Origin of the sequence: Amycolatopsis sp. NPDC005961 (assembly GCF_040629235.1) — a bacterium.
Classification (GTDB): Bacteria; Actinomycetota; Actinomycetes; order Mycobacteriales; family Pseudonocardiaceae; genus Amycolatopsis; species Amycolatopsis camponoti.
In genome coordinates this window covers 113,948-133,034 of the sequence record NZ_JBEXVF010000003.1, presented here as the reverse complement: position 1 = coordinate 133,034, position 19,087 = coordinate 113,948, and the positions used below count along the sequence as shown (strand labels likewise).

The window sequence follows — 19,087 nt, the reverse complement described above, 5'->3', positions numbered from 1 at the left end:
CGGACCGTCCCGACTCGCGAGTAACCTCTGCGCATGCGTGTGCTGATGCTGTCCTGGGAGTACCCGCCAGTGGCCATCGGCGGCCTGGCCCGGCACGTGCACGCGCTCGCCTGCCACCTAGCCCGGCAGGGTCACGAGGTCGTCGTCCTCTGCCGGCACGCGGCGGGCACCGACGCCGGGACGCATCCGCGCACCGACCGGGTCGTCGAGGGCGTGCGGATCATCCGGGTCGCCGAAGACCCCATGCACGTGACGTTCGAACGCGACCTCGTCGCCTGGACGCTGGCCATGGGGCACGCCATGATCCGCGCGGCGCAGGACCTGCTGCGCGGCTGGCAGCCGGACGTCGTGCACGCGCACGACTGGCTGGTCGCCCATCCGGCCATCGCGATCGCCGAGGCCGCGCGGGTGCCGCTCGTCGGCACGATCCACGCGACCGAGGCCGGTCGGCACTCCGGCTGGCTGTCGCACCCGCTGAACCAGCAAGTTCACTCGGTCGAGTGGTGGCTGGCGAACCGCGCCGACGCGCTCATCACCTGCTCGCAGGCCATGCGCCGCGAGGTCGCGCACCTCTTCGAGGTCGAGGCCGACGACGTCACGGTGATCCACAACGGCATCGAGGAACGCGGCTGGCAGGTGCCGGCGAAGGAGATCGCCCACGCCCGCGAGGTCTACAGCCCGGCCGGGGCGCCGCTGTTGCTCTACTTCGGACGACTCGAGTGGGAGAAGGGCGTGCAGGACCTGCTGGCCGCGCTCCCCCGCATCCGGCGCCGCCACCCCGGCACGCGGGTGGTCGTCGCCGGAAAAGGACGACACTTCGACGAGCTGGTCGAGCAGTCGCGCAAGCTGCGGGTGCGGCGCGCCGTCGACTTCGTCGGGCACCTTTCCGACCGCGACCTGCGGGCGGCGCTGGCCGCAGCCGATGCCGTGGTGCTGCCCAGCCGGTACGAGCCGTTCGGGATCGTCGCGCTGGAGGCAGCGGCCGCGAAGGCGCCGCTGGTGGCGTCGACGGCCGGCGGTCTCGGCGAGGTCGTGGTGCACGGCGAGACCGGGCTGGCGTTCAGCCCCGGCGATGTCGCGGAACTGGCCAACGCGGTGACGGCCGTGCTCGACGACGCGCCGGCCGCCGCGAAACGGGCGAAGGCCGCGCAGTCGCGGTTGGCCGCGGACTTCGACTGGGGCCGGATCGCCGAGGCGACCGCCGCGGTTTACAAGCGGACCAAGCCGGGCGAACCCGTCGAGCTGCCGCGGCCGAAGATCGCCACCGGCAACGCGTTCGAGCCGGTCGCGGCCGGGCTGCCGGAACTGTAGGTAACCGTCGCGATGGCGACCAAACCCGGGCGAAGCGACGCCGTGGCCTACCGAGCATCGACCGAAAGCCGCAGCTCGGAAGCCGAACTGTAGGTAGCGGCCCGCTCAGAAGCGGCAGGGCCGGAAGCAGTCGGAGTGCGCCGAGGCGGGCGCGGTCACGACCACCACGGCACCGAACGAGAACGAAAACACGACGAAGACGGCGGCGACGACAGCTCTCAACCTGCTGGTCATGGGGACTCCTCGGGACGACCGGCGCAAGGACGCGCCTCGCAGCGAGCATCCGCGCCGGTTCCCGCGGAAACAATAAGCGGAACACCAGGGGCCGCTACCCATTCGCCTTGCGTGACCGGTCGGGGGCCGGCCAAGGTCCGGTCAGCGGATCCCGGTCAGCACGCGCACCCGGACCTGCTCACGCAGTGGTCCGAACGGCGACAACGCCTCCCGGACGCGCTCGGTGAACGCCGCCCGCGCCTCGACCGCCGGCAGCTGCGCCGGGCTCATGGCCGAAAACACGCCACCGACGATCTCCTCGACACTCAGCGGCGCGTCGTACGAGACGACCAGGGAATCGACCGAGTACCCCGCCGACGAGAGGGCGTCCGCGTAGCGCGACTGGCTCGTCTCGTCCGTGCCGCACGTCCGGTGCAACGGTGTCCCCAGATACGACGAGACCACCTCGCGCAGCGCCGCCGACCAGGCCGTGTCCTGCAGCCACAGCGGCTCGCCGTTGGTCACCACGGCGACACCGCCGCGCGGACGCAGCAGCGGGTGCGCCGCCGCGAACAGCGTCGCGTGGTCCATCCAGTGCAACGCCTGCGCCACCGTCACCGCGCCCAGCCGGCGCGGGCCGAGGGCCGGTGTCAGCGCGCCGACGTCGGAGTCCGCACCCAGGAGCCAGCTCACGTTGGGTGGCGAACCCGCCTTGCGGGCCTGGTCGAGCATCGTCGGTTCCGGGTCCATGCCCAGCACCGCGCCCACCCGGGGAGCCAGGACGCGGGTGAGCTGGCCGGTGCCGCAGCCGAGGTCGAGCACGACGTCGTCGCGCGTCAGCGTGAACGCCGCCGTCAGGGCATCCCCCACCGCGGCTGGGTAGCCGCGGCGGAACCGCTGGTAGAACTCGCTCACTTCGCCGCCGAACGCCGATCCCGTCATGGCCCTGAGCCTGTCCGAGGTCGCCCCCGGCCGGTCCTCCTTCCGCTCAGGGCGGATTCGAGCGTCACAGTCGGATCTCGACCGGCAACCCCCTGGCCTGCGCAAACGCCTTGGTTACACGCATCGAACTCCGTGAGGTCACCATGAAGATCCTCTCCCTCACCGCCGCGTGCCTGCTCGTGCTCACACCGGCGGCCGCCGCGCAGACCACGTCACCACCACCACTGCCCACCTGGCTGAAGTTGTCCGTCTACAGCGGACATCCCGGCGAGAAGGTCTCCCTCACCGTCGCGTGCGATGGTGAGGCAGCCCCTGTCACGACCAAGGCGCTACGCATCACGACACCCCCGGCCCCCAACACCGAAGGACACCAGCCGTGGGCGTTGTTCGGCGAAAGCGTCGTCGCCGCCGTCGCGCCCGGCACCTACCCGGTTTCCTTCCGCTGCGCGGGAAAGCCCGTCACCGTGCGCTTTACGGTCTTGGCGGCGAAGTCCCGGCCCGGGCAGGTGAAGGTCGTCCCGCACGGTGCACCCCGGACCGGCGACGGCTCGGCCGCTTAGAAGATCGGCAGCAGGACGCCGTGCTCGGACTCCGGGCGCGGGCCGAAGATCCGGCGTTCCGATGCCTCGATCGGCACGTCGTTGATGCTCGCCTCCCGCCGGCGCATCAGGCCTTCGTCGCTGAACTCCCACAGTTCGTTGCCGTAGCTGCGGAACCACTGACCGCCGGCAGTGCGGGACTCGTACTGGAACCGGACGCCGATGCGGTTGCCGCGGAAGCCCCACAGCTCCTTGCGCAACGCGTAGTCCAGCTCGCGCTCCCACTTCGCCGTCAGGAACCTGACGATCTCCGCGCGTCCGACGACGTGCTGGTCGCGATTGCGCCACACCGAATCCTCCGTGTACGCCAGCGAGACCCGTTCCGGGTCGCGGGTGTTCCACGCGTCCTCGGCGGCCTGGACCTTCTGGCGGGCGGTGTCCTCGTCGAACGGCGGGAACGGCGGACGCGGGGTCATGAGCACTCCTTCGAGACGTGGAGAACGTGCGTTCTCCGGTAGTCTAGAGAACGCCCATTCTCCGCACCAGAGGCAGCTGACATGACTCCCACGGAGGCAACCGACCGGCTACTGGAAGCCGCCGAGGAGCTCTTCTACGCCCACGGCGTCCAGGCGGTCGGGATGGACGCCGTCCGCGCGCGCTCGGGCGTCTCGCTCAAGCGGCTCTACCAGACGTTTCCGGCGAAGAACGACCTGGTCGAGGCCTACCTCCGACGCCGCGACGAGCGCTGGCGGAGGTCGTTGCGCGAATTCGTCCACGCCCGCGGTGACGACCCGCTGGCCGTGTTCGACTGGCTGCGGAACTGGTTTTCCGAGCCTGGCTTCCGCGGCTGCGCGTTCACCAACTCCTTCGGCGAGTTCGGCGAGCCGGCGCCGGGCGTCGCGGCCGCGATCCGTGAGCACAAGGACCGGGTACGGGCCTACCTGCGTGGTCTCGTAGGCGACGAAAGCATCGCCGACCGGCTGTTTTCGCTCGTCGAAGGCGCGACCGTGCTCGCCGCGATCACCGGCAACGCGGGCGAAGCGAGCACGGCGCGCGAAGCCGCGAAGGTCCTCCTAGCCGCTCACGGGTAGAGCGTCAGCCCGGGGTCGAGCGCGATGTCGGTCAGCTGGGCAAGGCTCAGCGGCGGCGACGGCATGTCCGGCCCGCTCGGGTGCGGCTTCTTGGCGTCGTCGGCGACGTTCTGCGCCTCCACCATGACGCCAGTGCCGTCGGGTTTGGTGACGTTCGTCCGGTTGACCGTCGCCTGTCCCGGGGACTTGAGTGTTTCCTCGACGACCGTCTCGCCGTGCGGCCCGGCCTTCCGCTCGCACGATTGCTGCATGTTCTCGGGCGGCTTACCGCACTCCGTGGCCGGCGTGGCGTTGCCGCCGAGCCGGGTGACGATCGCCCAGACGTTGCCCTTGCGCGGCCCGTCGACCGTCGTCGCCGCGGCCAGGAAGTAGTCCTCGCCGCCGCTGCACGAGCTCTCGTGCCGCACCTGCGCGGAAAACACGTGGTTGAAGGTCAGCGGCCCGTGCTGCGTCCCCTTCGGATACTCGCCATCGGCGTGCGGTTGCAGTTTCGTCCCGCGGGCGACCCGCTGCTGGACGGCGGCGGTCAGCACACCGGTCAGCCGGTGCGTCGCGACGTCCGTCTTTTCCGGGATCGGCGCGCCGGTCTGCGGCGGGTACGGACTGACCGCGCACGGATCCGGGGACGCCGGCGCCGAAGGCGTGCCGGCCGGCACCAGAGTCCCGGCCGGATCACCGGGCGCGAGCACGAAAGCCGCGCCGACGGCCACCGCCGCCACGCCCGCCCCCGCGGCCGTCCACGGGACCGCCACCCGCCGCACCCGTGCGCGACGGCGTTCGCGGTCCAGCACCGCTTCGAAGTCCACTGTGGACGGCGGCACCGCACCGATCGCGGCGTCGAACTGTTCCCTGCTCATGGCCCCTCCTTCAGCTCTGGCTCGCGGCCACGAGCGCGCGCAGCGAGTCGAGCCCGCGCGCGGTCTGGCTCTTCACGGTTCCGGGCGAACACTCGAGGATCTCGGCGGTCTCCTCGACGGAGAGGTCGCAGTAGTAGCGCAGCACGACGGCGGCCCGGCGCCGCGGCGGCAGCGCGTCGAGCAGTTCGAGCAGCCCGAGCCGTTCGATGACGTCGTCGCCGGGCAGCACGGCCGGTTCCGGCAGCGTCTCCGCCGGTTCTTCCCGCCGCCACGCCCGGGACTTCTCGTCGAGCCACGTCCGCACCAGGACCCGGCGCACGTAGGCGTCGACGTGGTCCATCAGCCGCACTCGCGGCCAGTGCCGGTACAGCTTGCCGATGGTGATCGACACCAGGTCGTCGGCGAGATGCCAGTCCCGGCACAGCAGAAAGCCCGTCCGGCGCAGGACGTCCATCCTGGCCGTGACGTAGTCGCGGAACCCCGCCTCTTCCGAGCGTTTCACGCGTTCCTCCTCGTCGCCCCCACACCCGCTTCAACGGGGCCGGTCGACGAGGAGGTTGCCCGGAACGCGAAAAACCGGTCCGGCGACGGGGAGCCACCGTCGCCGGACCGGTTCGTGACCACACCATCCCAACCAGTGTGGTGTCCGAGGACCCCTCGTCAGGTAGAGGTCCTCGGAGCCCTGCTACCGGGCGTCCGTGAGGTACCGCGCGTAGGCACCCGTGGTGAGGAAGCTCGGCAGCTTCTCGCCCAGCGCGGTCTCGGTGAAGATCGCGTACGCGTCGTCGAGGCGGTTGCCGGTGCCCAGCTCCGCGCGCACCGACGCGAGTTCGTCGTCCAGGAATTCGACCGCCAGCTCGCGGGTCAGCGCCGTGCCGTCCTCGAGCTTCGTGCCGTTGCGGATCCACTGCCAGACCTGGCAGCGCGCGATCTCCGCCGTGGCCGCGTCCTCCATCAGGTTGTGGATCGCCGCCGCCCCGGTGCCGCGCAGCCACGCGTCGACGTAGCGCAGCGCGACATTGATGTTCGCGCGCACGCCCGCTTCGGTGACCTCACCGCCGGCGCTGGCCACGTCGAGCAGATCCTCGGCGGTGACGTGGACGTCCTCGCGCAGCTTGCCGAGCTGGTTGGGCCAGCCGCCGAGCACGCCGTCGAAGACCTCGCGGCAGATCGGCACCAGGCCCGGGTGCGCGACCCAGGAGCCGTCGAAACCGTCGTTGGCCTCGCGTTCCTTGTCGGCGCGGACCTTCTCGGCCGCGGTCGCGTTGATCTCCGGGTCCTTGCTCGGGATGAACGCGGCCATGCCGCCGATGGCGTGCGCGCCGCGCTGGTGGCAGGTGCTCACCAACAGCTCGGTGTAGGCGCGCATGAACGGCACGGTCATCGTGACCTGCGCGCGGTCCGGCAGCACGAAGTCGGCGCCGTGCGCGGCGAAGTTCTTGATCATGCTGAAGATGTAGTCCCAGCGGCCGGCGTTGAGGCCCGCCGCGTGCTCGCGCAGCTCGTAGAGGATCTCGTCCATCTCGAACGCGGCGGTGATCGTCTCGATCAGCACGGTGGCGCGGATCGTGCCGCGCGGGATGCCGAGCTCGCGCTGGGCAAGCAGGAAGACGTCGTTCCACAGCCGCGCTTCGAGGTGGTTCTCGAGCTTCGGCAGGTAGAAGTACGGGCCGACGCCACGCGCGACGAGCTGGCGCGCGTTGTGGAAGAAGAACAGCCCGAAGTCGACCAGGCTCGCCGAGACCGGACGGCCGTCGATGCGGATGTGCTTCTCCACCAGGTGCCAGCCGCGGGGACGCGCGACGATCGTCGCCGGGTCGTCGCCGATCGTGTAGTGCTTGCCCGCGTCCGTGGTGAAGTCGATGTTGCGGCGGATCGCGTCGAAGAGGTTGATCTGGCCGTCGATGACGTTGTGCCACGTCGGCGACGTCGCGTCCTCGAAGTCGGCCAGCCACACCTTCGCCCCGGAGTTCAGCGCGTTGACCGTCATCTTGCGGTCGGTCGGGCCGGTGATCTCGACGCGGCGGTCCTCCAGGCCCGGCGCGGTCGGGGCGACCTGCCACGAGCGGTCCTCGCGCACCCGGCGCGTCTCCGGCAGGAAGCCGAGCGGCTTCTCGCCGGACTGCAGTTCCTCCCGCCGCACGCGACGGGCGTCGAGCAGCTCGCGACGGCGGCCGGCGAACGTGTTGTCCAGCTTGGCCAGGAAGTCGAGGGCCGCCGGGGTCAGGATCTCCGCGAACCGGCCGTCGACCTCGCCGGTGACCTCGATGCGGTAGTTCAGCCGATCAACCATGGGGTGCCTCCGCGAGCAGAGCTGTGCAGGGAAGGAAAGAAGGGGAGGGACGCGGCCTGACGACGACGAGGGGGGCGACGTCGTCAGGCCGCGGCCGGGATCAGTGGAACTGGGCTTCTTCGGTGGAGCCCTTGAGCGCGGTGGTCGAGCTCTCCGGGTTCAGCGCCGTCGCGACGTTGTCGAAGTAGCCGGTGCCGACCTCGCGCTGGTGCTTGGTGGCGGTGTAGCCGCGGCTCTCCGAAGCGAACTCGCGCTCCTGCAGGTCGACGTAGGCGGTCATGCCCTCGCGGGCGTAGCCGTGCGCCAGGTCGAACATCGAGTAGTTCAGCGCGTGGAAGCCGGCCAGCGTGATGAACTGGAACTTGTAGCCCATGTGGCCGAGCTCGCGCTGGAACTTCGCGATCGTCGCGTCGTCCAGGTGCTTCTTCCAGTTGAACGACGGCGAGCAGTTGTAGGCCAGCATCTGGTCCGGGAACTTCGCCTTGATGGCCTCGGCGTACTTGCGCGCGACCTCGAGGTCGGGCTCGGACGTCTCCATCCAGAGCAGGTCGGCGTACTGGGCGTAGGCCAGGCCGCGCTCGATGCACGGCTGGATGCCGTTGGTGACCTCGTAGAAGCCCTCGGCGGTGCGGCCGCCGGTGAGGAACTGCTGGTCACGCTCGTCGACGTCGCTGGTCAGCAGCGTCGCGGCCTGCGCGTCGGTGCGGGCGACGATCAGCGACGGCACGTTCAGCACGTCCGCGGCGAGGCGGGCGGCGTTCAGCGTGCGCTCGTGCTGCTTGGTCGGGATGAGGACCTTGCCGCCGAGGTGACCACACTTCTTCTCGGACGCCAGCTGGTCTTCCCAGTGCACACCCGCGGCACCGGCCGCGATCATGCCCTTCATCAGCTCGAACGCGTTGAGCGGGCCACCGAAGCCGGCCTCCGCGTCGGCGACGATCGGGGCGTACCAGTCGATGTCCGTGTTGCCCTCGGCCCAGTTGATCTGGTCGGCTCGGCCCAGCGCGTTGTTGATGCGGCGGACCACGGCCGGCACGGAGTTGGCCGGGTAGAGGCTCTGGTCCGGGTAGGTCTGGCCGGACAGGTTGGCGTCGGCCGCGACCTGCCAGCCCGACAGGTAGATGGCCTGCAGGCCCGCACGGACCTGCTGGACGGCCTGGTTACCGGTCAAAGCGCCCAGCGCGTGGATGTAGTCCTCGGTGTGGAGGAGGTTCCACAGCTTCTCCGCGCCGCGGCGGGCCAGGGTGTGCTCCTCGACCACGCTGCCGCGCAGCTTGATCACGTCTTCGGCCGAGTAGGAGCGCTGCACGCCCGCCCAGCGCGGGTCGTTCGCCCACTGCGCCGCCAGCTCCGCGGCCGCCTGCTTGGCCTGTTCCGTCATCGGTACTCCCGGTGTTGCGAAGTTTGCGATTGCTCGCCTTGCCTGGCCTGACCCTCGCATGGCTGGGAAAACCGGGTCCAGTTGTCCAAGTTGCCAATTTATGCGAAGGGTACGTAGGCTCCTTGCGAAGGTTGCGAATTGCCGTTTCGCAATCACCACGAAAATCCGCGTTCTTGACCGTTCACGTAACCGTTCAGGACCGGAAACCTTCCGGAGAGGTGGGCTCGAATGGAGAAGACTTTCGCCGGAGCGAGGTTGCGCCACTTGCGCGAAAGCCGGTCGATGAGCCAGGCCGACCTCGCTCGTGTGCTGGAGATCTCACCCAGCTACCTCAACCAGATCGAGCACAATTCGCGTCCGCTGACGGTCCCGGTGCTGCTGCGGATCACGCAGGCGTTCGGGGTGGACACCGAGTTCTTCGCGAACAACGACACGTCCCGGCTGGTCGCCGACGTCAAGGAAGCCCTGCTCGACGAGGTTCTCGGCGTGGACGTCACGATGAGCGAGCTCAACGAGCTGGCCACGAACCTGCCGGCCCTCGCGCAGGCGCTGGTCAAGCTGCACCGCCGCTACCGCAACGCCGTCGAAAGCACCGCCGCGCTGACCACGGAAAACGGCCTGGGCCTGCACGGCAGCGCGGCGGCGCCGTTGCCGCACGAGGAGGTGCGGGACTTCTTCTACGAGCGCGAGAACTACGTCGCCGAGCTGGACGAACGCGCCGAGAAGATGGCGGCCGACATCCCGCTGCAGCGCGGCCAGGTGCTCGGCGCCCTGAAGGAACGGCTTTGGCAGCGTTACGGCGTCGAGGTGACCAGCGACGGGATCGACGAATCCGCCGGTCAGCAGCACCGCTACGAGCCGGTGACGCGGGTGCTGCGGCTGGCGCCGAGCCTGCGCGTCGGGCAGCAGGCGTTTCGCATGGCTTCGCAGATCGCGCTGCTCGAGTACGACGACCTGATCACCGAGCTGGCCGACTCGTGGGCGTTCTCCGGCCCGGCCGCGCGCTCGCTGGCCCGCGTCGGCCTGGCGAACTACTTTGCCGGGGCGCTGATCCTCCCCTATGGACCGTTCCTGGCCACGGCCGAGCGGTTCCGCTACGACATCGAGCGGCTGTGCGACCACTTCGGCGTCGGCTTCGAGACCGTGTGCCACCGGCTGTCCACGTTGCAGCGTCCGAAGCAGCGCGGGGTGCCGTTTTCCTTCGTTCGGGTGGACCGGGCCGGGAACATGTCGAAGCGCCAGTCCGCGGCCGGGTTCCACTTCTCCCGGGTGGGCGGCGCCTGTCCCCTGTGGAACATCTACGAGGCGTTCACCCAGCCGGGGAAGATCCTCACGCAGATCGCGACTTTGCCCGACGGGAAGAGCTACTTCTGGATCGCGCGCACGATCTCGCGGAACATCGGCGGGTACGGCAGCCCCGGGAAGACGTTCACGGTCGGTCTGGGCTGCGAACTTCGCCACGCGGGACGCCTCGTCTATTCGACCGGGCTCGACCTGGACGAGCCGGCCGCCGCGACACCCATCGGGATGGGCTGCAAAGTCTGCGAACGGCCGGCTTGCTCCCAGCGCGCCTTCCCGACGATCGGCAAGCAGCTCACCGTCGACGAGAACACCAGCACCTTCGTCCCCTACCCGGCGGTCCCTAAGGGCTGATCACGTGCGTCGTCCACTTCGACTCGTCCGGGCCGAGCAGCGTGATCCGGTTCAGCAGCTCCTGCGAAGTGACGCCCGCGGCCTGGGGGTGGTCGATCGCGACGCACGCCCGCAGCCCGTTCTTCGTCGTGCACACCGGCGTCCCGAGGCCGTCCGCGCGGCCCCCGGGGAGAGTGACCGTGATCGTCGCCAACGCGCCGTTCGACGAGTACTGCAGCACCGCCCGCCACGGGACGTTGTCGGTGTCGGGACGGCGCCACAGGTTGACGTCGGCGACGCGGAACGTCTCCGGCAGACCGGTGACGTGCAGCGGCAGGGGCACCGCGCGGTTCGCGAACTTCACCTCGCCGGCGACACGCAGCAAGACCTGCTGCAGGTCGGGAAGCGCGAGGTAGTACGCGTTCAGCTCGGCCCAGCGGCCGTCCGGGGTCGGCCAGCGCAGGTAGCTGTTGCCCTGGTTGAGGGGGTCCCGCGCATCGGTCGTGACCCAGTAGCCGTCGCGGTCGCCGACCCGGACCGGGACGCGCACCGCCCGACCGCCCATGTCGTGCCTGCGGTCCAACGGCGGTTCCTGGTCGTACACCGCGAGCCAGATCATCGGCGCCAGATCCCCGCGGCCGATGGCCAGCGCGTAGTCGCCGTGGCCGCCGGCGCCGTACTCGATGCCCGTGATCGGCTCCGGCAGCCAGCCGAAGCTCGCCTTCGCCACCAGCGGGTTGTCGGTGGGCGCCGGCGCGACGGGGGCGGGTGTGGGCAGGACGGCGGGCGGTGCCGGCGGGGGCGTGGTCCGGAACACCGACACGGCCGTCAGACCGGCGGCCGTCACCACCGCGGCGCAGCCGACGACCAGCGCCGTGGTCCGCGCGCGACGACGACGTCCCCCCAGCCGGCGGGCGCGGTCGAGGTCGATCCGGGGCGGCGGCGCGGGCGCGTCGGCGAGTTCCTTCAGCTTGGTGGCCAGCTCGTGGTCGGTCATGCCCGTCCCTCCCGGATGGGTTCGGCCAGCAGGCCGCGGAGCGTGTCGACGGCTTTCGCGGTCTGGCTCTTGACGGTGCCTTCGGAGCACCTGAGGGCCCGGGCGGTTTCGGCGACCGACAGGTCGCCGAAGTAGCGAAGGACGACGGTCGCCCGCTGGCGCGCGGGCAGCCGGTCCAGCGCGGCCCGCAGGTCGAGCGCCGAATCGAGGTCCGGGCCGGGCGACGGTGGCGAGTCGTGGTCGGCGCCGCGCAGATCCACCCGTCTCCACCACGCCGTGCGCTGCTCGGCCAAGTACACGTTGACCAGCGTGCGGCGCACGTAACCGTCGAGGTTGTCCGCCCGGGCGGCGCGCGGCCAGCTCGCGTAGAGCCGGGTGATCGCCGCCTGGACCAGGTCGTCGGCCCGGTGCCAGTCGCCGCAGAGCAGGTACGCGACCTTGCGCAGCCAAGCCGACCGTGCCGTCACGTACTCGGTGAAGTCGTTCACCGGCGCCCCCTGTCCTGTTCGTCACCCCTTTGATGCGGCCGGAGGGCCGGACGGTTGCCCGTCACGCGCGAGTCGTAGATTCATCGAGGTGCACGACATCGACACGGTGACCGCGGCGACCATCGAAAAGGCCGCCGAGCGGCTGGCCGGGGTGGTGACCCGCACGCCGCTGGAGCCGAGCGCGCGGCTGTCGTCCCGGGTGAACGCCCAGGTCTGGGTGAAGCGCGAAGACCTGCAGACCGTCCGGTCGTACAAGATCCGCGGCGCTTACAACTTCATCGTCCAGCTGGACGACACCACTCGAGCGTTGGGCGTCGTCTGCGCCAGCGCCGGAAACCACGCCCAGGGCGTCGCGTACGCGTGCCGGCGGCTGGGCGCGAACGGGCGCGTGTACGTCCCGGGGACCACGCCGCGGCAGAAGCGCGAACGCATCGCGACGCTCGGCGGCGCGCACATCGAGGTCATCGTCGTCGGCGAGACCTATGAAGACGCCTTCGCCGCGGCCAACGAGGACGCGCAGCGGACCGGGGCGACGCTCGTGCCGGCGTTCGACGACGTCCGCACCGTCGCCGGCCAGGGCACGGTCGCTCTGGAGGTCATCGAGCAGCTCGGCTTCATCCCGGACGTCGTGGTCGTTCCGGTCGGCGGCGGCGGGCTCCTCGCCGGCGTCGGCAGCTGGCTGCGGGAGCGGCACCCGGACGTCCGGGTCGTCGGCGTCGAACCCGCGGGGGCGGCGTGCATGGCCGCGGCGCTGGACGCCGGACACCCGGTGCGGCTGCCCGAGCTCGACACGTTCGTCGACGGCGCCGCCGTGCGCGAAGCCGGCGCGGTCACCTACCCGCTGATCCGCGAGAGCGGCGCCGAGCTGACGTCGGTCGCCGAGGGCGCGATCTGCACCGAGATGCTCGCGATGTACCAGTCCGACGGCATCATCGCCGAGCCGGCGGGGGCGCTGGCCGCGGCCTCGCTCGGCTCCGTGGTCCGGGTCGAGCCGGGGCAGACCGTCGTCGTCGTGGTCTCCGGAGGCAACAACGACGTCAGCCGCTACAGCGAGATCCTCGAACGCTCGCTGATGCACGAAGGGCTGAAGCACTACTTCCTGGTCGGCTTCCCGCAGGAGCCGGGCGCGCTGCGGCGGTTCCTCGAGCAGGTGCTCGGGCCCGAGGACGACATCACCCGCTTCGAGTACGTCAAGCGCACCAACCGCGAGATGGGCCCGGCCCTGGTCGGCGTGGAAATCGCCCGGTCATCCGACCTCCCCGGCCTGCTGGCGCGGATGGATGCGAGCCCCCTTCAGGTGGAGCGGATCGAGCCGGGCAGCCCCCTGTTCCACTTCCTGCTTTAAGGCCGTGGTCCACTAGGCGGATGGTGAAGGTCGACGGGGTCCGCAGTGTCGAGGCGTTGCGCGAAAAGGTCCACGAGGGTGCGGAGCCCGAATACCTGCTGTTCTACGGGCACACGCCCACGAAGTCCGGGCGGGTGACGTCGAGCTGCCTGAGCCAGTGGTGGGTCGACCCGTTCGAGGCCGACGGCGTCGTCTACCCGACCGCCGAGCACTACATGATGGCCGGCAAGGCCGCGCTGTTCGGTGACCACGAGAAGGCCGCGCTGATCCGGGAGACGCCCGACGCGAAGACGGCGAAGGTTCTCGGCCGCGAGGTCGAGGGGTTCGACGCCGCCACCTGGGAGCGGCACCGGTTCGACATCGTCGTCGACGGCAACCTGGCCAAGTTCCGCGCTCACCGCGACCTGCGCCGGTTCCTGCTCGGGACGGGCGAAGCGGTGATCGTCGAGGCGTCTAAGAAGGACCTGGTGTGGGGCACCGGCCTCGCACGCGAGGAGAAGAACGCGACCAAGCCGGACTACTGGCGCGGGCTGAACCTGCTCGGCTTCGCGTTGATGGAGGTCCGCGAGCAGCTGCGACCCCGCTGAGTCACGGCGTGGGGACCGGCGCGCTCGGGCACGATTCCGACGTCGTCTGACCCGTGTCGTCGCGCCGTCAGCGCACGGGAGTGAGGACAGCGAGCCGTGGGCGTCGTCTTCGACGGTCATCAGCGCGCCGCCGATCTTCTGCCGCACCCGGAGCGCCCTGCCGATCGGCGTGACCGGCTCCTAGAGGTGGCCAGCCAAGGCCGTCGTCAACTATCGGTCGTCGCCGAGTCGCCTGCGTCGAGGCCGACGAACATCGTCTGGTGCAGGCCGCGCACGTGCTTTCTGGTCACCCGGGCCGCCGCGTCCGGGTCGCCCGCTGCCAGTGCCTTCACCAAGCGCGCGTGGTCGCGGTTCGACTCGCGCAGCTTTGCCATCGGGTACGGCAGGTAGAACCGGTACAGCTCGGCCAGCACCGTCTCGTACTGCGCCACCACGGCGGCCGGGGCGGGAGCCGCCACCGTTCGGTGGAACTCGACGTCGAGTTCGTGGAACTCCGCCCAGCCCGTCGCCGTGTCCATGCGGGCGACCAACGTCCGCAGGCGCGGGAGGTCCGGTGATCGTTTCGCCACCAACTGGACCAAACCCACCTCCAGAACCAGGCGGTGGTCGATCAGGTCACGAACCTCGGGCGCGGACTCGCGGTAGGCGCCGACCTCGCGGACTCGCTCCGCCGGCGGATCCGCGGCCACGAGCGTTCCGCCGGCTCGGCCGCGGCGGCGTTCGATCAGCCCGTCGCCGGCCAGGGACTCCAGGGCCCTCCGCACGGTGATCTCGGCGACCCCGAGCGCTCGCGCGATATCGGCGTTCGCCGGTAGTCGCTCCCCTGGCTTCAGCAGGCCCAGTTCCACGGCGAGCGCGATGCGAGCGCGGACGGTGTCCAGTGCGGACAGCCGCCGGATGCCGGTCAGGGCCGGGGCGCTCAGGTCTGCCGTCGCCATGAATCGACCGTACCGCACAAACTGCTCATCTTGAGCACTCTTGTTTAAGTGTTCAAGATGGACTATTTTTCGTCCATGCCGCGCCCCCTGCCGATCGCCTTGGTGCAAGCCCCGCCCCGGCCCGTCGGAGACGCCGGGTTCGCGGGTGAGGTCGAAGCCGTCCTCGGCCGGTTCCCGGACACGCGCCTGGTCGCCTTCCCCGAACTGCACCTCTGCGGCGTCGACGGCGAAGGCGACGAACGCACCGAGCAGCTCCGAGCCGCCGCCCAGCCCCTGGCCGGAAAACGGACCAAAGCACTCGCCGACCTGGCCGGCGACCTGGGGATCTGGCTCGCGCCCGGCACCGTTTGCGAAGAAGGCGACCACGGCGAGCTGTTCAACACCGCGCTGGTCTTCTCCCCGCGAGGCGAGCTGGCCGGCTGGTACCGCAAGGTCTTCCCCTGGCGACCGCACGAGCCCTACGACCCCGGCGACCGGTTCGTCGTCGCCGATCTGGCCGAGGCCGGCCGCGTCGGGTTCTCCATCTGCTACGACGCCTGGTTCCCCGAAGTGACCCGGCACCTCGCCTGGATGGGTGCCGAGGTCGTGCTCAACCCCGTCCAGACCACGACCCCCGACCGCGCCCAGGAGCTCGTGCTGGCCCGGGCGAACGCCATCGTCAACCAGGTCTTCGTCGCCAGCGTGAACACGGCCGGGCCGTTCGGGATGGGCGAAAGCCTGCTCGTCGGCCCCGAAGGCGACGTGCTCGGCGCACTGCCCGGCAGCGCCGAAGGCGTTCTCGCCGACACGATCGACCTCGACGAGGTGGCGCGCGTTCGCCGCGTGGGCACCGCGGGCACCAACCGCATGTGGGCGCAGTTCACGTCCGCGGACGCGCCCCTCGACCTGCCGCTCTACCAGGGCCGCATCGACCCGGACCGCTGGCGTCCACGAGAAGGAGACGACCGATGACCTCCACGGCCGCGGCCCCGGCCGCCCTGCAGCGCCGGCTCGGGCTGCCCGGCGTCGTCCTGTTCGGGCTCGCCTACATGGCTCCGCTGATCGTGCTGGGCACGTTCGGCATCGTCGCGACGTCGACCGACGGCACCGTGCCCTCGGCCTATCTGCTCGCCTTGGTCGCGATGCTGTTCACCGCCGCGAGCTACGGGAAGATGGCCGCGACCTACCCCGTCGCCGGCTCGGCCTACACCTATGTCCGGAAATCGGTCGACGCGCGCGCCGGGTTCCTCGTCGGCTGGGCCGTGCTGCTCGACTACTTCTTCCTGCCGATGGTGATCTGGCTGATCGGCGGTGCCTACCTGTCGGCCGAGTTCCCGTCGGTGCCCAATTGGCTCTGGTTGATCACTTTTATTCTGCTGACCACGATCCTCAACGTGCTCGGCATCAAGATCGCCGAGAAGGCGAACTTCGTGCTGATGGCCTTCCAGATCCTCGTGATCGGTTTCTTCGTCGTTCTTTCGGTCAAGCAGGTGCTGCACGTCGGCGGCTCGCTGGCGAGCACGCAGCCGTTCTTCCACGCGGGCAGCACGCTGGGAACGATCTCCGGCGGCGCCGCGCTCGCGACGTACTCGTTCCTCGGCTTCGACGCCGTCACGACGTTGACCGAAGAAACGACCGAGCCGCGCCGGACCATCCCCCGCGCCATCCTGCTGACCGCGCTTATCGGCGGCGGCATCTTCATCGTGCTCGCCTACTTCACCCAGCTCGCGCACCCGGGCAGCGCGTTCACCGACGAGTCGTCCGCCGCGTTCGAAATCGCGACGACGATCGGGGGCAACCTCTTCGCGTCGTTCTTCCTCGCCGGTCTGGTCGTCGCGCAGTTCGCGTCGGGGATCGCCGCGCAGGCGAGCGCGTCGCGGCTGATGTTCGCCATGGGCCGCGACGGTGTCCTGCCGCGGATCTTCGGCAAGCTCCAGCCGCGGTTCGCGACGCCCGTGTTCGGCATCGTCCTGACCGGGCTCGTCGGACTGGTCGCGTTGTCGCTGGATGTCAGCACGTCGACGTCGTTCATCAACTTCGGGGCGTTCACGGCGTTCACGTTCGTCAACGTCAGCGTGCTGGCGACGTGGCTGCGCGACCGGGCCGGGAAACGCGTCCTGACCTGGGTGGTCTTCCCGGTGATCGGTGCCGTGGTCGATTTGTGGCTGCTGGTCAACCTGGACGGCATCGCGCTGGTGTTCGGGCTGGTCTGGCTGGCGATCGGCATCGTCGTGCTGGCGGCGATCACCCGTGGCTTCCGGCGGCCGCCGCCCGAGATGACGTTCGAGGAGTAGCTCAGTCGCCCGGGCACTCGTTGTCGCCGCCGCTGCGCTCGACGCAGTGGCGCGGCTCCGGCGGGGGCGGGGGCGGGGGCGCGTGGCGGACGTGATCGACCCAGTTCATCCCGGCGACCGCGACGGCCAGGACCAGGCAGACCCCGAAGAACCACGTCCACCCGCGACGCCGCCCGAGAGCGGCGACGATCACGCCCACCAGCGGTAGCCCGGCGCCGAGCCAGGCCGCCCAGGTCAGGTAGCCGTCGCCCGCGTGACCGCTCGACCCGAACACCGGGAAGCTCGCCACGAAACCCTGCAAGAACAAGAACGGCACGACGAGCAGCAGGCCCACGGCGCACAGCGCCAGCACGATCGACGACCACGCGGTCCGGAGTTCCCCCACGCCGTCAGTATGTCCGGCCGGGAGACGAAGGACCTGAGTAGATCTACTGCTCGAGGGTCTTCTGCAGCGCCTTGTTCGCCTTCCGCGCCATGTCCGCGACGGCTTCACGGCGAGCAGCGTCGGCCGCGTAGTCCTCTTCGCGGTTACGCACCACACGGGCCGGCGCACCGACCGCGATCGAGTAGTCCGGGATGTCACCACGAACGACCGCGTGCGCGCCCAGCACCGAACCGCGGCCGATGCGAGTGCCCTTCAGGACGCTGACCTTTGTGCCGAGCCACGTGTCCGGTCCGATGCGCACCGGCGACTTCACGATGCCCTGGTCCTTGATCGGCACGTGGATGTCGGCGATGACGTGGTCGAAGTCACAGATGTACACCCAGTCGGCGACCAGGGTGGCCGCGCCGAGCTCGATGTCGAGGTAGCAGTTGATGACGTTCTGGCGGCCGAACACGGACTTGTCGCCGATCCGCAGCGAACCCTCGTGGCAGCGGATCGCGTTGCCGTCGCCGATGTGGACCCAGCGGCCGATCTCCAGCCGCCCGTAGCCCGGGCGGCAGTGGATCTCGACGTCCTTCCCGAGGAAGAGCATGCCGCGCAGGATGATGTGGGGGTTGGCGAGCCGGAACTTGAGCAGCCGGTAGTACCGGACGAGGTACCAGGGCGTGTACGCGCGGTTGCGCAGCACCCAGCGCAGCGAGTCGGCGGTCAGGAACTTCGCCTGCCGCGGATCGCGCCGTGCGCGCCGCCAGGCCCGCACCCGCGACAGCGCGGGCGCACCCCACATCGACGTCATGCCGGTGACCGTAACCTGTGTGCGGGACGGGTTCACAGGCAAGGGGAGCTGGATGGGCACGAAGCTGATCATCGACACCGACCCGGGCGTCGACGACGCGCTGGCGATCGCGCTGGCGGCGCTGTCGCCGGACGTCGACCTGCTGGGTGTGACGTCGGTTTTCGGCAACGTGCCGCTGGACCGCACGACCTCGAACGCGCGCCGGCTGCTGGAGCTGTTCGGCCGCGCCGACGTGCCGGTGGCCGCCGGGGCCGCGCGACCGCTGGTCTACTCGAAGCCGCGTGACGCGAAAGAGGTCCACGGCGGCGACGGCCTGTCGGGCCACTCCTACACGCTGCCCGAGGCGACCCGTCCCCTCGAAGAGCGCGACGCCGTCCGCCTGATGCTCGACCTCCTCGAAGCCGCCGACGAGCCGGTGACCATCGCGCCGATCGGGCCGCTGACGAACATCGCCGCGCTGCTGGCCGCCCACCCGGGCGCCGCGGCGAAGATCGCCCGGCTCGTGATCATGGGCGGCGGGGTCACCTTCGGCAACAGCACCACCGCCGCCGAGTTCAACATCTGGAGCGACCCCGAGTCGGCTCGCCGCGTGCTGGTCGAGGAAGACGTCCCGGTCGTGCTGGTGCCGCTCGACCTCACGCACCGTTGCGCCGTCGACGCCGACTGGCTGGCGAAGCTCGCGGCGTCCGGTCCGGTCGGCGCCACCCTCGAAGGCCTCACGTCCACCTACCGGCAGCACTACACGCGCGTGTTCGGCGAGGACCGGATGGTCATGCACGACGCCGTCGCGGTCGCGGAAGCGATCTCACCGGGGATCCTGCACACCGAGACCTACCGCGTCGACGTCGACTGCGGGCTGGGCCCGGCGCGCGGGCAGACCCTGGTCGATCGGCGACGACTCGGCGAGGACGATCCGCAGTTCAGTCCCGGCCGCCCCATCGAGGTCGCGATGGACACCGACCTCGACGGCCTCCGCGGCTTCGTCCTCGACCGGCTGACCGGGGCCGCGCGGTGAGCGA

General features: G+C 70.3%; 21 protein-coding genes. 9 read left to right on the top strand and 12 right to left on the bottom strand.

The genetic code is table 11. The features are described 5' to 3' along the window. Positions 1-33 precede the first annotated feature (33 nt). The gene (locus ABZ342_RS04065) at positions 34-1,311 is read left to right on the top strand and encodes a glycosyltransferase family 4 protein (RefSeq protein ID WP_155545051.1); all 1,278 of its coding nucleotides are present in this window, start codon (positions 34-36) and stop codon (positions 1,309-1,311) included. A gap of 105 nt (positions 1,312-1,416) precedes the next feature. On the opposite strand, the gene ABZ342_RS04060 is transcribed toward ABZ342_RS04065, so the two are convergent. Together ABZ342_RS04060 and ABZ342_RS04055 are read right to left on the bottom strand one after the other, a co-directional pair. Then, positions 1,417-1,545: a hypothetical protein gene (locus ABZ342_RS04060; RefSeq protein WP_277875417.1), complete on the bottom strand. Its 129-nt coding sequence runs from the start codon at positions 1,543-1,545 to the stop codon at positions 1,417-1,419. 141 nt (positions 1,546-1,686) lie between these two features. After that, entirely contained in the window at positions 1,687-2,466 is a 780-nt protein-coding gene (locus ABZ342_RS04055) for a methyltransferase domain-containing protein (RefSeq protein WP_360468538.1), read from the bottom strand. 143 nt (positions 2,467-2,609) lie between these two features. On the opposite strand from ABZ342_RS04055, the gene ABZ342_RS04050 reads away from it, so the two are divergent. Further along, positions 2,610-3,026 carry a hypothetical protein gene (locus tag ABZ342_RS04050; protein ID WP_360468536.1) on the top strand — a complete coding sequence of 139 codons (417 nt, stop codon included), beginning with the start codon at positions 2,610-2,612 and terminating at the stop codon, positions 3,024-3,026. Here the strand turns inward: ABZ342_RS04050 and ABZ342_RS04045 are convergent. Then, positions 3,023-3,481, bottom strand: a complete 459-nt coding sequence (locus ABZ342_RS04045) for a nuclear transport factor 2 family protein (protein ID WP_360468534.1) — start codon at positions 3,479-3,481, stop codon at positions 3,023-3,025. The two genes, ABZ342_RS04050 and ABZ342_RS04045, sit on opposite strands and share 4 nt — an antisense overlap. Before the next feature lie 81 nt (positions 3,482-3,562). Between ABZ342_RS04045 and ABZ342_RS04040 the strand changes: the two genes are divergently transcribed. Then, positions 3,563-4,096, top strand: a complete 534-nt coding sequence (locus ABZ342_RS04040; protein WP_360468532.1) for a TetR/AcrR family transcriptional regulator — start codon at positions 3,563-3,565, stop codon at positions 4,094-4,096. Here the strand turns inward: ABZ342_RS04040 and ABZ342_RS04035 are convergent. From ABZ342_RS04035 to aceA, 4 genes are all read right to left on the bottom strand, one after another. Next, positions 4,087-4,953, bottom strand: coding sequence for a hypothetical protein (locus ABZ342_RS04035; RefSeq protein ID WP_360468530.1), 867 nt, complete (start codon positions 4,951-4,953; stop codon positions 4,087-4,089). The genes ABZ342_RS04040 and ABZ342_RS04035 overlap by 10 nt on opposite strands. 10 nt (positions 4,954-4,963) lie before the next feature. Continuing rightward, entirely contained in the window at positions 4,964-5,455 is a 492-nt protein-coding gene (locus tag ABZ342_RS04030) for a SigE family RNA polymerase sigma factor (protein WP_360468528.1), read from the bottom strand. A gap of 183 nt (positions 5,456-5,638) precedes the next feature. Continuing rightward, complete coding sequence (gene aceB / locus ABZ342_RS04025; protein WP_360468526.1) at positions 5,639-7,246, bottom strand: malate synthase A; 1,608 nt, start codon at positions 7,244-7,246, stop codon at positions 5,639-5,641. A gap of 100 nt (positions 7,247-7,346) precedes the next feature. Next, entirely contained in the window at positions 7,347-8,627 is a 1,281-nt protein-coding gene (gene aceA, locus ABZ342_RS04020; protein WP_155545043.1) for an isocitrate lyase, read from the bottom strand. A gap of 228 nt (positions 8,628-8,855) precedes the next feature. On the opposite strand from aceA, the gene ABZ342_RS04015 reads away from it, so the two are divergent. Beyond that, positions 8,856-10,280, top strand: coding sequence for a short-chain fatty acyl-CoA regulator family protein (locus ABZ342_RS04015; RefSeq protein ID WP_360468523.1), 1,425 nt, complete (start codon positions 8,856-8,858; stop codon positions 10,278-10,280). Here ABZ342_RS04015 and ABZ342_RS04010 read toward each other — a convergent pair. Together ABZ342_RS04010 and ABZ342_RS04005 are read right to left on the bottom strand one after the other, a co-directional pair. After that, a complete protein-coding gene (locus ABZ342_RS04010; RefSeq protein ID WP_360468521.1) occupies positions 10,270-11,256 on the bottom strand; it encodes a hypothetical protein in 987 nt (328 codons plus the stop codon). The two genes, ABZ342_RS04015 and ABZ342_RS04010, sit on opposite strands and share 11 nt — an antisense overlap. Continuing rightward, a complete protein-coding gene (locus ABZ342_RS04005; protein ID WP_360468519.1) occupies positions 11,253-11,744 on the bottom strand; it encodes a SigE family RNA polymerase sigma factor in 492 nt (163 codons plus the stop codon). Before ABZ342_RS04005 ends, ABZ342_RS04010 begins: the two co-directional genes overlap by 4 nt. Positions 11,745-11,832: 88 nt before the next feature. Between ABZ342_RS04005 and ilvA the strand changes: the two genes are divergently transcribed. Together ilvA and ABZ342_RS03995 are read left to right on the top strand one after the other, a co-directional pair. Then, positions 11,833-13,089 carry a threonine ammonia-lyase IlvA gene (gene ilvA, locus ABZ342_RS04000; RefSeq protein WP_360468517.1) on the top strand — a complete coding sequence of 419 codons (1,257 nt, stop codon included), beginning with the start codon at positions 11,833-11,835 and terminating at the stop codon, positions 13,087-13,089. A 20-nt stretch (positions 13,090-13,109) separates the two neighbouring features. After that, a complete protein-coding gene (locus tag ABZ342_RS03995; protein ID WP_155545038.1) occupies positions 13,110-13,676 on the top strand; it encodes an NADAR family protein in 567 nt (188 codons plus the stop codon). Positions 13,677-13,882: 206 nt separating this feature from the next. Here the strand turns inward: ABZ342_RS03995 and ABZ342_RS03990 are convergent, their stop codons facing one another. Beyond that, positions 13,883-14,614 (bottom strand): FCD domain-containing protein, encoded by a 732-nt coding sequence (locus ABZ342_RS03990; RefSeq protein WP_360468514.1) that lies wholly within the window; start codon positions 14,612-14,614, stop codon positions 13,883-13,885. Positions 14,615-14,689: 75 nt separating this feature from the next. Here ABZ342_RS03990 and ABZ342_RS03985 point away from each other — a divergent pair, with 75 nt between their 5' ends. Continuing rightward, positions 14,690-15,565 carry a carbon-nitrogen hydrolase family protein gene (locus ABZ342_RS03985; protein ID WP_360468512.1) on the top strand — a complete coding sequence of 292 codons (876 nt, stop codon included), beginning with the start codon at positions 14,690-14,692 and terminating at the stop codon, positions 15,563-15,565. Continuing rightward, positions 15,562-16,887 (top strand): APC family permease, encoded by a 1,326-nt coding sequence (locus ABZ342_RS03980; RefSeq protein ID WP_360468510.1) that lies wholly within the window; start codon positions 15,562-15,564, stop codon positions 16,885-16,887. Before ABZ342_RS03985 ends, ABZ342_RS03980 begins: the two co-directional genes overlap by 4 nt. 1 nt (position 16,888) lies before the next feature. On the opposite strand, the gene ABZ342_RS03975 is transcribed toward ABZ342_RS03980, so the two are convergent. Together ABZ342_RS03975 and ABZ342_RS03970 are read right to left on the bottom strand one after the other, a co-directional pair. Further along, positions 16,889-17,272 carry a DUF6234 family protein gene (locus ABZ342_RS03975; RefSeq protein ID WP_360468508.1) on the bottom strand — a complete coding sequence of 128 codons (384 nt, stop codon included), beginning with the start codon at positions 17,270-17,272 and terminating at the stop codon, positions 16,889-16,891. A 43-nt stretch (positions 17,273-17,315) separates the two neighbouring features. Further along, positions 17,316-18,068 carry an acyltransferase gene (locus ABZ342_RS03970; protein ID WP_360468506.1) on the bottom strand — a complete coding sequence of 251 codons (753 nt, stop codon included), beginning with the start codon at positions 18,066-18,068 and terminating at the stop codon, positions 17,316-17,318. Positions 18,069-18,120: 52 nt separating this feature from the next. Between ABZ342_RS03970 and ABZ342_RS03965 the strand changes: the two genes are divergently transcribed. Then, a complete protein-coding gene (locus ABZ342_RS03965) occupies positions 18,121-19,083 on the top strand; it encodes a nucleoside hydrolase (RefSeq protein WP_360468504.1) in 963 nt (320 codons plus the stop codon). Positions 19,084-19,087: the final 4 nt, after the last annotated feature.